Source organism: Synechococcus sp. BL107, assembly GCF_000153805.1.
GTDB lineage: Bacteria > Cyanobacteriota > Cyanobacteriia > PCC-6307 > Cyanobiaceae > Parasynechococcus.
The window spans coordinates 103549-115785 of the sequence record NZ_DS022298.1 but is presented as its reverse complement, the minus strand read 5'-3'; the positions used below and the strand labels follow the sequence as shown (position 1 = coordinate 115785).

The following is a 12237-nucleotide window of genomic DNA, read 5'->3' as shown; positions in this document are numbered from 1 at the left end:
CCCTGTTCCGGTTCGTTCTGATGCTGCTCGATCTCACCGGCAAAAAAATCTTGGTTACCGGCATTGCCAACAACCGCTCGATTGCCTGGGGCATCGCTCAGCAACTCAAAGCGGCAGGTGCTGACCTTGGCATCACCTACCTCCCCGACGACAAAGGCCGTTTTGAGTCCAAGGTGCGTGAGCTCACAGCTCCTCTTGAGCCCAGCTTGTTCTTGCCCCTGAATGTTCAAGATCCAGAGCAGATGGCGAGTGTGTTTGGCGAGATCAAAGACAAGTGGGGCGTTCTTGACGGGTTGGTCCACTGTCTGGCTTTCGCTGGCAAAGAGGAATTGATTGGTGACTACAGTGCCACCACGGCTGAAGGTTTCGCACGCTCTTTAGATATCTCCGCCTATTCCCTGGCGCCACTTTGTGCCCATGCCAAGCCGTTGTTTAGCGAGAAGGCCGGTGTGATCACCCTCTCGTACCTGGGCGCTGAGCGCGCGATCCCCAACTACAACGTGATGGGCGTTGCCAAAGCAGCTCTAGAAGCTTCGGTGCGCTACTTGGCTGCTGAGCTTGGTCCTGAGAAGCAGGTTCGCGTCAATGCCATCAGTGCCGGCCCGATCCGAACGCTGGCCAGTTCAGCCATCGGCGGCATCCTCGACATGATTCACCACGTGGAGGAGAGAGCTCCCTTACGTCGCACTGTCACCCAGATGGAAGTGGGTGGCACTGCTGCGTTCCTCTTGAGTGACCTGGCCAGTGGCATTTCGGGCCAAACCATTTACGTCGATGCCGGCTACTGCGTGACCGGGATGTGATTCCCGATTCTTAGCCCATGGGGATCGTTGGCTTGGCCGTTGAACGACAACAGATTGGTCCGAGCGAAACATCCCCTCGTATAGGGGTTTGGATTCACTGGTTTGGCGGATGGGCCAATGTTCGCCATGATCAGCGCACAGCAATGGTCGGCGGGAACTCAGGAGCATGCGCACGGGTGAAGTTCACCGCCATACCGGCGAGACCGATGTCAAGGTCAAGCTCGACCTCGATGGCACTGGCCGTTGCGAGGCTTCCACCGGTGTGCCCTTCCTCGATCACATGCTGAATCAGATCAGCAGCCATGGATTAATCGATCTGACGATTACTGCGGTAGGTGATACCCACATCGATGACCACCACACCAACGAAGACGTCGGCATTGCGGTGGGACAGGCCCTCAGCCAAGCCCTGGGAGATCGAAAAGGCATTCATCGCTTCGGTCACTTTGTAGCGCCCCTCGATGAAGCCCTGGTGCAGGTGGCCTTGGATTGCTCTGGCCGGCCTCATATCAGCTATGGGCTAACCATCCCAACCCAAAAAATCGGTACCTACGACACAGAATTGGTCAAAGAATTTTTCGTAGCAGTCGCGAATAACAGTGGGCTCACCTTGCATCTTCGCCAGTTGGATGGTGTGAATTCCCATCACATCGTCGAGGCTTGTTTTAAGGCTTTTGCCCGTGCGCTGCGCATGGCCACCGAAATCGATCCCCGTCGCGCTGGTGCGATTCCAAGTAGTAAGGGTGTTCTAGAGCAGGCCGGCGCTAACTGATGCCTGATTGATCTGCCGCGTTTCACGGTGGATTACGAGAAGATGGGTTTCATCACAGTCCTTGTTCGTGACCGTTGCACCTACCCGTCCCTACAACCGCGAGGACTGGTCGAGCGCCTTCGTCAATGTGGACGACGAACTCACCAATGTGGCCCTTATCCCTGTGCGTGGGTCTATCCCATCCGAACTTCAGGGCACGCTTTATCGCAATGGTCCTGGACGCTTAGAACGCGACGGTCATCGTGTTCACCATCCCTTCGACGGTGATGGAATGATCGCTGCGATGCGGTTTGAGAAGGGAGCAGTTTCCCTCACCAATCGCTTCGTCCGTACGGAAGGTTGGCTAGCGGAAGAAAAAGCCAACAAAGTCCTCTATCGCGGAGTCTTTGGCAGTCAGAAGCCGGGGGGGCGGCTTGCCAATGCTTTTGATTTACGGCTGAAAAACATCGCCAACACCAATGTGGTGAGGCTTGGTGATCAGCTTTTGGCGCTCTGGGAGGCGGCAGAGCCCCATGCCCTTGACCCCGTCAACTTGGAAACCCGTGGGTTGTCACGGCTGGATGGTGTGTTGAAGAAGGGAGAAGCGTTTAGTGCTCACCCACGTTTTGATGCTGGGCATCACGATCGCCCGCGGATGGTCACATTTGGGGTGAAAACTGGCCCCCGCAGCACCATTCGGCTCATGGAATTCGCCACGGATGGTCCCGATGCTGGTGTGCTTTTGAACGATCGTTCCGACAGTTTCTCGGGATTTGCCTTTTTGCACGACTTCGCGATTACCCCAAATTGGGCGGTCTTCCTCCAAAACGCGGTCTCGTTTAATCCGCTGCCGTTTGTCACCGGAGAAAAAGGTGCTGCCCAATGTTTGGCGTCCCAGCCGGGTGGGAAAGGGCGCTTTTGGTTAATACCTCGAGATTGTGGTCGTTTCGCTGGTCAAAAGCCCCGCATTCTCGAGGCTCCAGATGGTTTTGTGTTTCATCACCTCAATGCCTTTGAGGATGGTGATCACGTGGTTGTCGAGAGCATCGTCTACGACGACTTCCCTGCGATTGGTCCAGACGATGATTTTGCTCAGGTCGATTTCGACAGCATTCCAGAGGGGATCCTGCATCGCTGTCGTCTTGATTTGAGCCGTGAGATTGTTCAAACCGAGCGCATTGCTCATCGCACCTGTGAGTTCGCCATGGTGAATCCGCAGCGCCAGGGACTTTCAGCGCAATATGCATGGATGGCGGTGGCCGAACGGGAGATCGGGAATGATCCGCTGCAGGCCATCCAGAAGCTCGATCTGAACACGGGCGATACCAGGACTTGGAGTGCTGCCCCCCGTGGCTTCGTCAGCGAGCCTTTAATGGTTGCTCGTCCTGGGGCTTCCGCAGAGGATGATGGCTGGGTGCTGGATTTGGTCTGGAACGGAGCGCGCGGAGCATCCGACTTGGTGATCCTCAATGCGGCTGACCTCTCGGAAGTGGCCGTACTCGAATTGCCCTTGGCGATTCCCCATGGACTGCATGGCAGTTGGTCCGAATCGGTTTGATTGTGGTGAGTCACATCTAGGCAGATTTCAGTTCGCATCTAGTCGCCGATTTGAATCTGATCAGTTTCAAGCTGGTGAGACTGATCGGTGATTGTGATGCGGCGTTGTGGTGTTGTTGTGATCGTTGGCTTGCTGTTGGGAGCAGTCACTCCGATGCATGCGCAGAACGTCAGGTGTGATGGCACTCTGTTGGAACTCGCCGTTGTCGAAGAGAGCACGAGCGAAACAGACCGTTTTCAATTCGCCTTGCGTCTGGAAGTGCAAGCCACGTCGAAGAAAGCTGCTTTGACTGAATTGAATCGTCGGCTCGGCACGGTTCGCCGCAAGATGTCTGGCTTGGCGAGTGGGGGACTCATCGTGTCGGCCCCACGCACCTACACGGTTGGCAACACAACGGCATCTCCGCAGCGTCATCAGGCCACCTCTCGCATCACAGGTGAGGTGAGCCGTTCCAACTACGACCCCTTGATTCAGCAGGCTGGACGTTTGCCGGGCGTCAGTCTTCAGGGGATGACGTCGCTGTCCTCCACGGATGGTGCACGTTCTCTGCAACAGCAATTACTGGAGAGAGCCCTCGCCAGAGGGCGGCGTCAAGCGGAGTCCACACAGCAGCTGTTGGGATTGAGCCAACTTCGGTTGATCCGGATTGATCAGCGCAGTGGGGGAGGTCTTCTTCGTACGAGTGCCCTGTCTCGCTCGGAAAAGAGTTTTGATCCATCTGAAGCACCCAAACCCCGTCAATCCATTCGACTCAATCTCGACTATTGCTTGAACTGATCCCTGCGACTTTGTTGTGACTGTTGAGCGGAAGGGATTCGTCCGTGATGACCATATTTCAAGCGTGATAATTTGATCACCACTGATCGTTCTTTGTGGCCACGCCATTTGCTCTTCCGCAGATCAATAGCGATGAGCGGATGTTGTGGATCCATGCTGGACCTCATAAGGCAGCCAGCAGTTATGTAACTGAACGGTTGCGTAAAAATCGCACCACCTTGGCGAAACAAAGAGTATTAATGGATGGAGATAATAATCTCCTCGCTAATTCTATTGCCGAGAAAAATTATCAGCCTTTGGAGCAGGCTCTTTCAGGATTGTCGAGTGATTTTAAGCGTATTTTGATTAGTAGTTCATCCCTGGATACGCGGATTCTGAAACGGGGCGTTCTGACTATTCTGCAAGAAATGGCATCGTCCTATGGATTTAAGCTTGGAATTAGTTATTTCGTTAGAGATCAGCAGTCCTGGTTAAATTCAGTATATTGTCACCGTATTAGGCGGTTTCGTTCAACGCAAGATTTTCCAGATTACTGTCAATATATTATGCATAATTCTACGTCTTGGGATATTAGTTATCCCTCTAAGTTTAGTGTTTTAATGGAATCTCCAGAAACTATAAAAATGTTTCTACCGTTGTCTCGCGAAGTCGCAACTAAAGATCCCTTTCTGGCGTTGACATCAGCTTTGGGTTTGCAAGAGCCAGCTGGAAATGGATGGCTGAAGGGAGAGCCATCGAAGAAGAATATTCAGCCAGGTGCGAAAGGAATTTGGATGTCTCGGGTTTGTTATCAGCTCATGGAATCTCTTGGTTTTGATCCTGATGTGTTGAACCGCAAAGGAAAAGTGATTCGTGATCTTGCAATTGAGCGAGGCTGGGATCAGGACAAGTTTGATGGGTTTGATCAGCCACTTTTGGATCGTGTATCAGGTTTTTATGCATCATCAAATGATGCGTTTGCGCGCCAGCATTGGGGTGTTTCTTGGAATGCGTTGTTTCCAGCGAAGCCGGCCTCACCGCTTATCTATCCAGGGCCGGAGTCTGAATTGGAGAAGAGGGAAATGCGTCGTTTGATGGTTCGCGTTTTACGAGAGCTCCACTTCCCTTGGACTTTGCGCAAGCGATTTTTTAAGGACTATGACGCCATGGTTGCTTGAAAAGCTGAAACACGAGCTAAATGCTCACATGGTGTTAGTCATGCAAGATTATATGGACTAAGCCAGGATGAATCCGTGTTCCGGCGTGATTTATTGAAAATATTTTACTGAATACTGACTTGCTATATGTTTATAGTTGGTGGTTTTGGATGTATTTAATTTGGTCGGCTTTTTAAGAGTTAAGGATCAGTTTAATTCAACTTGTTTTGTCTCAAAGATTCTTTCCAGGCGAGGCGCGGAGCGCTCCAAAGTGTGAACAGCACTAAGGGGGTCACAGGAACCGCTGTAATCACAATGAAGGCTTGCAGTGCGTCAATCGAGGTGCTGTCACCGAGTCCGGTGCCGATGCGCAGTAATACCAGGGTGAGGCTGCCGATCATCAGGGCCCAGAACAAGCGCAAGGCTGGAGGTGGCTCGTTTTTCCCACTCACCACCATGGCGGCGGCGTAGCTCATCGAATCGGCACTGGTGCACATAAAAAGCACCACCAGGATGAGGCCCACTGGGATCAGCAGAGCTGCGAGTGGTAAAGCGCTGAGGATGGCGAGCAAAGCAGCTGCCGCACCGTTCTGGGCAAGGGCATCCGTAATTCCTGCCCCAGCAAGTTCAAGTTGCATGCCCGTTCCGCCGAGCAATGTGAACCAAAGGTTCGTCACGATCGGGCAGAGGATTGCAACGGCCAACACCAGTTCCCTAAGGCTGCGCCCACGGCTCACTCCCGCGGTAAACAGCCCCATGAGGGGCGCATAACCTAGAAACCAGCCCCAATAGAACACGGTCCAGCCATTCACCCAATTGTTTGCGGAATCGTTCTGAGCCAGGGCCATCTCAGGCAGATGGATCAAATAGGTGAGGAAGCCGCTGAAAAAATGCTGAATCAACCAGAGGCCAGGACCAAGCAGAAGTAGTGCGGCCGCCATCCCGATGGTGAGCCAAACGTTTAACTCCGAGAGCCATTTGATGCCCTTTTGTATTCCGCTCACTGTTGATGTCGCGAAAACAGCGGTGAGCATGAGCACCACGACGGATTGCAATCCAGCGCTGTCGCTTAACCAGGGGAGCTGACCTGCGGCATTGCTCAGCTGTAGGGACAGGAAGCCCAAGGGGCCAACAGTTCCTGCAATGGCAGCCACCACCGATAGGCCATCTGCCAAGTCACCTAGAGGACCATCAACGAGTTGTCTCGGGAGGATATTGACCAGCAGGGTGCGAGGCCGGAGTGGCTCTCCGCGTCGTTCCAAAATTGAATAGGTAATCGTCGTGGTGGTTGCCACTAAGGCCCAAGCCAAAAAGCCCCAGCGCAGGAAGCTCACGGCTAGTGCTGGGTCGACCGCCGCGGCAGTTCCTCCCGTCACCCCCTCGAAGGTTGGTGACGGCGTTTGGAAGTGAAAGAGCGGCTCAGCTGCCGACCAAAACACCCCACCTCCTGCCAAAAGCGTGCAGATCAACACTGCACACCAGTCAAAGAATTTCAGGCTTGGTTTCGCATCCTCTCCGCCGAGGCGGAGGCGGCCAATCGGACTGATTGCAATCGCGATTGCGATGAGAAACAGCAGCAACACCATCCATTGCCAGATTCCTCCAAGCGCATTGCTAACAATCGCCTTACCTGTCTCGGTGAAGTGCTTTGCCAGAGCTAAATCGATAGCGGAGACCACCAGGAAGATCAGAAGTGGTCCAGCACCCACCCAGAGCGGGGGTTGTTTCCACCAGGAGCGAGACGTTGTTGGAATTTCAGACACAGGTTCAAAAACGATGGATTCTTCAGTGCGGATTTCGGCGCAGACTTAGGCGCAGACGGCAGCCCGTTTGTGGTTCCAGCAGGAAATATCGACGGCGGGTGATTCTCCTCTGGCTAATCGCGCGAGGGAGTCTCCAATTAAGGGTGCAAATTTGAACGATTGCCCAGATCCGCCACAGAACAAACTCAACTTGGGGCTGAGGCGATCAAGAACGAAGTTCACATCGCTGGTCATCGAATACGGGCTGATGACAGTTTCGACGCGTTCCTGAATGCCACTCACATTGTTGAACAGAAAATGGTCGAGCAATTCGACTAGCCGTGCCGGTGGTTCGCTGCACATGGCATTGGGTTCTCTCACCCGCAACTCTTGGGGGGCCCAATCGATACCAGCTTTGATGCGTGGACGACCATCGCTCGTGGTGCTGAGGACAGGGAAGCCGTAGTACAGGCCACCGTCATCACCCCGTTCCTTTTGGAAGCAGAACCATTGGGGATACCGATCGGCCAAGGCTGGATCCACGGTGTAATGGGCCCAAAGCATCGGCCACACCTCAAGTTTGGGCGCCAGCCCTAAAGGTGCTAACAGCAACTGGCTCCAAACACCGCAAGCCACAACAACTTGGTCGGCCGCAATGTGCTGACCGGATTCCAGGAGAACACCACCGCCGTCGTCATCCAAGCTGCGCACCGCAGCGTGTTCAACCAACAGGTGGCCGGCTTGCTCAGCCGTTTTTCTCCAATGGGCAATGACTTTGTCACTGCGAACGGCACCGGCAGTGGGTTCAAACAGTCCAGTGAAGTCTGCTTTTGGCTTCAAAGGAAACCGCGCTGAAATCTCACCAGCATTCAACGCTTCATAGGGAATGCCTTGGTCGTCCATGACGCGCCGGGCGCCCGGAATTGATCCCTCGATGGTTTCCTCATCCCAGCTTTCCCCGTAAAAGAGCAAGCCGTGGGTTTCGCGCAGAGTTTCCCCGGAGAGAACTTCTTCTTCGCGCCAGAGTCGATTCGCTTCTTGGGCCAGCTTGCAGAGCACTGGGTCGGAATACATTTCCCGGAACATCCGGGTTTCGCCAAAGCTGCTGGCTTGGGCGTGGGCCAGAGTTTTGGCCTCTAACAGCACAACATCTGAAACGCCCTGCCGGGCCAGCGAAGCGGCGCAACTTAAGCCGGCCATTCCTCCGCCAATGATCACCACGGAGGCTTGATTGGGGAGGGATGAAAGGTTGTTGCTCATGGGGTGTCTTTAAAGCTCAGGCCGATTGGATCGGTGGTGTCTGCTGCGACTTCGGTGAGCGCATCCCCTACTGATAGCCCTTGTTCGCGTTGCGACAAGTATTCCGTGGCCCTTCGGCGCACTTCGCCACGAACGAAGGCGTAAACGTCTTCAGCACCGGCACCTTTCCAAGCTTGCGGTGAAAAACGTTCAATTGAATCCGCAATCACCGCTCCAGCATTTACGAGGGGATCGGGTAAGACGGGGATCCCACGCTGACGGAGCTCGTCGGCAAGTTGAGGGTTCTGAAACGGAGCATTGGCCGCTGGTACCACGGCCTTGGTGCGCATTCCTTCTGCAATCTCTGAGTTGATCAAACCGGAGATTGAGCAAGGAAGCATCAGATCCACTTTCACTTCCCACCAGGGGCAGCTGGGAGGCAGTGGAGTGGCACCGGCCAAGCCAGCACGCTCCCTGTTGAGATCCACGGTGAAGACGGTCCAGCCTTGATCCACAAGGGTTTTTGCGACGGTGCCCCCTACGGCCCCACATCCGTGGACAAGGGCCCTTCCGGGGGGTGCATCTTTCAGGTCGCTGCTGAGCACAGCTTCGACGGCTCCGAGCGTGCCGTGGGCTGTGGCAGCACTGGCATCCACAGGGCTTCCAACGGCAGCAAGAACATGGGGTGTGAGCGACATCAGTCGCTCCATGTCTTCCAAACTTGTATTCAGGTCACATCCTGTGATCATCGAGCCATCGAGTGACTCCAGCAGCCCTGCGGTCACGCTGATTAGTTCGTCCTTAACCGCTGCGGGTTCCTGGGCACGCGCCACAATTTTTCCGCCGGCAAACCCGGTGCCATACAGGTCGTGCTTGTGGGTCATCAAACCCGCTAACCGTTGACCGTCCGCAATGCAGGCTTCATCGCTTGGGTAATTCAGAAGCCTTAACCCACCATTGGCTGGGCGTTTCGAATCGGTGTTTTCTGCGACGACAAAGACTGAGAGATGCGCTGAGACGTGTTGAGCCAGAACCGACACCGTCGGCTCTGGCTTGGTTGCATTGGCCATTAAGCAACTTTCTCCATCATCTGGTGATGCTCCACGTAATCCAGGCTCCACTCATCTGGGGCAGCGGCAATGCGCTGTTCAAGACGGTCATACACCTGATCCGCGATTGTGTCCCCTGCGACGGAGGCAAAGCTGTGCCGGCTCCAACTCCGGATGGTGGCCATCAGGCCAGCCGCGAAGGTTGCCGTGTCGCCGTCTTCATTCCAGCGACGGCGGTAGGGGCACTTCACATACACCGTGCGTTCGTCCACCAAACGCAGGCCATTGCGATAAGCCGCTGAATTGGTGTCCTTCAGCGGTGTCATGAATTCTTCCGGGGATTTGTAGAAATTCAGGACAGTGCCTTTTTTATAAATCTCTTCAGTGATGACTCCCTCATCTGCAAGGCCACGCCAGATCTGATGGAGCTGGTCGTGCACATTGCGGGTTTCACCGCCGTTATGGCCCAGGTAGCGACCTTGCTCATCCCGGGAGAGGTTCACCGTGAGGAGTCGGCCACCAACTTTGAGTTCCAAGCTGCGCAATTCCAGGATGTAGGCCCAATCCTTGAGTGCTTGGTTTGTGAATCGTGCAAGGGCTTCTGAATCCCCTGATGCCAGCACATGCGTGTGAGTCTCGAGCGGTCCCGGAGATTCGCTCAGCCAGTGCATTGCCGTAGCTGAGAAGCCAAAGCTCACCGTGTCCGGTGCGACGGAGGGTTCGTAAAAGCTGCGTGCGCTCACTAAAACCGTTGGTTTTGGTGTGCGTGGAATTTGTTGGGCCAAGTTTTCAGCCAGAGCGACGTTGTCGTTGCTTGGCAGGTCGTTGCCGATCAGCGTGAGATGGGCCTTGGGTTGATTGGCGTGCAACCGATCCAGTACCTGGCTCCAAAGACCAACTGCAGTGCCTCCATCGGCAGCGCCGTAATCAATCAGCACGTAGCTGGTCTGGGCAGAAAGTTGGTCTACACAAGTCAGGGCCCAGTCCGAGGCGGCATTGATGCAAAGCAGTGCGCCTTCGGTCTGTGCGCTGTAACCCGTGGTCATGGCAATGGCCATCGACCTCGTCAGCGTCAGATCGCACCGTACAGGGTTTCACCCTTGGCGTCCTGATGTGATGTGCGCTCGTTGTTAATCCGTGGAAATGAGGTTTTTCAGCAGTGGTTCCAGGAGGGTGAAAGCCCGGCCTCGATGGCCATAGCTTTTCTTTTCGGACAAGGCCATTTCTGCAAATGTGCGGCCCGTGTTGTTGACCTCGAAAATTGGGTCGTACCCAAAGCCTTGGTCGCCGCGGGGGGCCTTGGTGATTTGGCCTTCACAGCGACCCTCCACTTCGACCAACACCTCACCATCCGGAGCGGCAATACACAGCGCTGCACTGAAATAGGCGGAGCGCTCATGGCAGGGGCGTAATGCTTCGAGCAATTTCTTGATGCGCTCAGGGTCTGTTGGGGCATAACGCGCCGAGTGCACCCCTGGCGCGCCATTCAGGGCTGAAACGCTCAGGCCCGAGTCGTCGGCGAGGGCCCAATGTCCCGTGGCTTGCGCCACGGCAAGGGCTTTGATTCGGGCATTTGCAGCGAATGTGGTGCCCGTTTCTTCCACATCAAGACCCTCCGGCTGCGGCTCTACCAGCAGGGGTAGTCCGTTCAGCAACCCTTGAAATTCAAGAATTTTGCCTTGATTGCCACTAGCGATCACGAGCACCCGGTTCTTCGTCATGCCGCCTCAGCAAAGTGTTCTGCCCAAGTCAGTACGGCGTGCACGCGGTCTGCATCGGGTCCTTCGCAATACAAACGGAGTAAGGGCTCTGTCCCGGAGAAACGCAGCATCAGCCAGTGGCTTGGTCCCATCCGAAGTTTGATGCCATCGGTCCGAATCACCTCTTGCACCTCTTCACCAGCCACTGCCGTTGGAGTGGCTTTCTCAAGGATCTGCTCGAGGCGTTTGCGGGCTTCCATGTTGGCGAGTCTTAAATCCAGGCGGTCGTAATGACTCGCTCCACCATGTTGATCTTGAAGACCGGTGAGTCGCGCACCAAGCGGTTGTCCGCCTTCCACCAAAGCTTCCAAAACCAGAACAGCGGCATAGAGCGCATCCCGCTCGGGAAGGTGCATGCCAAAGCCCACGCCCCCAGATTCTTCGCCCCCGATCAAGACATCTCCGGTCAGCATTTCCGCCGCGATGTATTTGAAACCCACAGCTAATTCAAGGACGTCTCGACCTTGCGCCTCGGCCACCAATCGCATGAGGTCCGATCCGCTGACGGTTTTCACAATCGAACCGGGTAGCGCACGGGCACGGGCCAGATGATCGATGAGTAAGGGCATTAACAGCTGGGTGCTGCAAAACCGTCCCGTTTCGTCAACGGCGGCGATGCGATCTCCATCGCCATCGAACACGAGCCCAACCGCAGGAGTGCCAGCCGCGGTGGAGGCGCGGACCGCTGCAATTAACTCCTGCAGATAAGGCGCTAAAGGTTCCGGGGGATTTCCACCAAAGAGAGGGTTGCGTTCACTGCGGATTTCTTCAATCCATCCCGCGCCAGCCGGTCCGAATAAATCCGAGATGCAGCCCGCCGCGGAGCCATGCATGGGATCAACGATCACCTTGAGCTTCATCGCTTTAAGCCCCGCCATGATTGGGGCTAGATCCAGTTTTGTGCGAAGCCCATTGAGGTGCTCGTCTCGCCCAGGGAACCGCGCAACCTCGCCCTGGATCGGGATCGTGATTCCGCCGGCAGCAAGCCGGCGTTCCACTGCCGCGGTGAAATCCCCCTCCACGGAGCCTCCGAAGGGGCCTTTGATTTTCAGCCCGAGCCATTCCGGAGGGTTATGGCTCGCAGTGATCACAAGGGCTCCAAGAGCCCGACGCTCGACGACGGCCCAGCTGCACGCTGGGGTTGGAACGGGTGTGTCCGTTAACAGCGGCTCTAACTCACATCCACGGACAGCGGCAGCGATGGCTTCCGCCAGTTCAGGGGCAAGAAACCGGCGGTCATAGCCGATCACCACGGTGCGGCTGTCGAGGCCTTCGGGGGCGCGGTGCGCGAGTTCTTGGGCGGCGGCCGCCGCCACGGGAAGCAGACGCTCCACCGTGATGTCGACCCCCAGCACGCCGCGCCAACCATCCGTGCCGAATTGAATTGGAGCTGGGCCGAGCGGTAATGGAGCCGATGCCATG

At 55.6% G+C, this 12237-nt stretch carries 11 protein-coding genes; 5 read left to right on the top strand and 6 right to left on the bottom strand.

Annotated elements, in window-relative coordinates; translation table 11 throughout:
* Window positions 1-20: 20 nt before the first annotated feature.
* From fabI to BL107_RS12480, 5 genes are all read left to right on the top strand, one after another.
* Entirely contained in the window at window positions 21-803 is a 783-nt protein-coding gene (gene fabI, locus BL107_RS00595) for an enoyl-ACP reductase FabI (RefSeq protein ID WP_009788310.1), read from the top strand.
* A 166-nt stretch (window positions 804-969) separates the two neighbouring features.
* Window positions 970-1575 (top strand): imidazoleglycerol-phosphate dehydratase HisB, encoded by a 606-nt coding sequence (gene hisB / locus BL107_RS00590; protein ID WP_009788308.1) that lies wholly within the window; start codon window positions 970-972, stop codon window positions 1573-1575.
* Window positions 1576-1642: 67 nt separating this feature from the next.
* Window positions 1643-3112 carry a carotenoid oxygenase family protein gene (locus BL107_RS00585; RefSeq protein WP_037988615.1) on the top strand — a complete coding sequence of 490 codons (1470 nt, stop codon included), beginning with the start codon at window positions 1643-1645 and terminating at the stop codon, window positions 3110-3112.
* Window positions 3113-3208: 96 nt separating this feature from the next.
* A complete protein-coding gene (locus BL107_RS00580; RefSeq protein ID WP_037988613.1) occupies window positions 3209-3889 on the top strand; it encodes an SIMPL domain-containing protein in 681 nt (226 codons plus the stop codon).
* 95 nt (window positions 3890-3984) lie between these two features.
* Complete coding sequence (locus tag BL107_RS12480) at window positions 3985-5046, top strand: hypothetical protein (protein ID WP_156779351.1); 1062 nt, start codon at window positions 3985-3987, stop codon at window positions 5044-5046.
* Window positions 5047-5237: 191 nt separating this feature from the next.
* On the opposite strand, the gene BL107_RS00570 is transcribed toward BL107_RS12480, so the two are convergent.
* From BL107_RS00570 to BL107_RS00545, 6 genes are all read right to left on the bottom strand, one after another.
* Window positions 5238-6788 carry a BCCT family transporter gene (locus BL107_RS00570; RefSeq protein ID WP_037987811.1) on the bottom strand — a complete coding sequence of 517 codons (1551 nt, stop codon included), beginning with the start codon at window positions 6786-6788 and terminating at the stop codon, window positions 5238-5240.
* Window positions 6789-6833: 45 nt separating this feature from the next.
* Window positions 6834-8027 (bottom strand): FAD-dependent oxidoreductase, encoded by a 1194-nt coding sequence (locus BL107_RS00565; RefSeq protein ID WP_009788303.1) that lies wholly within the window; start codon window positions 8025-8027, stop codon window positions 6834-6836.
* Window positions 8024-9076 carry a Glu/Leu/Phe/Val dehydrogenase dimerization domain-containing protein gene (locus BL107_RS00560; RefSeq protein ID WP_009788302.1) on the bottom strand — a complete coding sequence of 351 codons (1053 nt, stop codon included), beginning with the start codon at window positions 9074-9076 and terminating at the stop codon, window positions 8024-8026. Before BL107_RS00560 ends, BL107_RS00565 begins: the two co-directional genes overlap by 4 nt.
* Window positions 9076-10113, bottom strand: coding sequence for a hypothetical protein (locus BL107_RS00555; protein WP_009788301.1), 1038 nt, complete (start codon window positions 10111-10113; stop codon window positions 9076-9078). The genes BL107_RS00560 and BL107_RS00555 overlap by 1 nt, the downstream gene beginning before the upstream one ends.
* A 72-nt stretch (window positions 10114-10185) precedes the next feature.
* On the bottom strand, window positions 10186-10776 hold the full coding sequence (gene rdgB / locus BL107_RS00550) for an RdgB/HAM1 family non-canonical purine NTP pyrophosphatase (protein WP_009788300.1): 591 nt from the start codon (window positions 10774-10776) through the stop codon (window positions 10186-10188).
* On the bottom strand, window positions 10773-12236 hold the full coding sequence (locus BL107_RS00545; protein ID WP_009788299.1) for a phosphoglucomutase/phosphomannomutase family protein: 1464 nt from the start codon (window positions 12234-12236) through the stop codon (window positions 10773-10775). Before BL107_RS00545 ends, rdgB begins: the two co-directional genes overlap by 4 nt.
* Between the last annotated feature and the right edge of the window lies 1 nt (window position 12237).